1 protein-coding gene is annotated in these 1,121 nt (G+C 52.4%); it reads left to right on the forward strand.

What is annotated here, in order from left to right:
• Positions 1 to 981, forward strand: a 981-nt coding sequence (locus CJO09_RS15555) for an FAD-dependent monooxygenase (protein WP_119443169.1), incomplete at its 5' end; no start/stop codon positions are given.
• Between the last annotated feature and the right edge of the window lie 140 nt (positions 982 to 1,121).

Here is a 1,121-nt window from a genome sequence, read left to right on the forward strand (position 1 = left end):
TTGCGAGCCGGCGATTCGGAAACGCTTGATTTGATTACCGCCGGCCTGGAAAGCTGGAGCGATATCGAAATTAATATCCATGGTGAGCGCATTCGAATCGACGGCATTGGGTTTACGGGCATTGCCAGGCTAACGCTGTTGAACATTCTTCGCGAACAGGCGTTGTCGGTGGGGGCAAAACTTATTAACAGTCATGTGGTTAAAGACCTTGCCGAGCTCGATGATGCCGATCTGGTGATTGGCGCAGACGGTGTTAATTCATTGGTTCGTAAAACCCATGAAGCCGAATTCGGCACCGAGATCAAACTGCTTGAAAATCGTTTCGCCTGGTTTGGCGCCACCCGGCCTTTTGATGCGCTCACGCAAACGTTCAAACAACATGATGGCGGTTTTTTCAACGCGCACCACTATCGCTACACGCCCGACATGAGTACCTTCCTGGTGGAGGTTGATGCGCAGACATTCCAGAAGGCGGGCCTTGAAGATATGTCGGAAGAGCAATCACGTGTGTATTGCGAGAATGTCTTTGCAGATACGCTGGCCGGTGCCAAATTAATTACGAACAAGTCGTTGTGGCGTCGCTTTCCTGTTGTCAGTAACAAGAACTGGACGGTGGGTCATCGGGTGCTGTTGGGCGATGCGTTAAGAACCGCTCATTTTTCTATCGGTTCGGGTACACGTTTGGCGCTGGAAGATGTACAGGCGTTATCGCAGGCACTGTGTGCGCATCCCGATAATGTGGCCGATGCGCTGGCGGCGTACGAAACGCAACGACGCCCCATTGTTGATAAGCTGGCGAGCGCAGCCACGCGCAGCGCAACGTGGTACGACAACTTCCCCACCCATATGCAGTTGCCGGCATGGGAGTTTGCGATGAACTACATCAGCCGTTCGGGGCGCATCGACCACGAGCGGTTAAGAGCGATGTCGCCTAAGTTTGTGGCGGGGTATGAGGCGTGGAAGGCCACTGCAGCGTCATAAATCCATCTTCAGCAACGCGTTTTTCAGTAAATCGAATCGGTAAGGTGAGTGTTAATGTCGAACCCTGTCGTATGGCAGCCTGATGTGCAGCAAGTGCAAACATGTCAGTTGTCTCGTTTTATGCAGTTTGTTTCACAAAC

The sequence above is a fragment of the Neopusillimonas maritima genome, from assembly GCF_003576595.1.
Taxonomy (GTDB): Bacteria; Pseudomonadota; Gammaproteobacteria; order Burkholderiales; family Burkholderiaceae_B; genus Neopusillimonas; species Neopusillimonas maritima.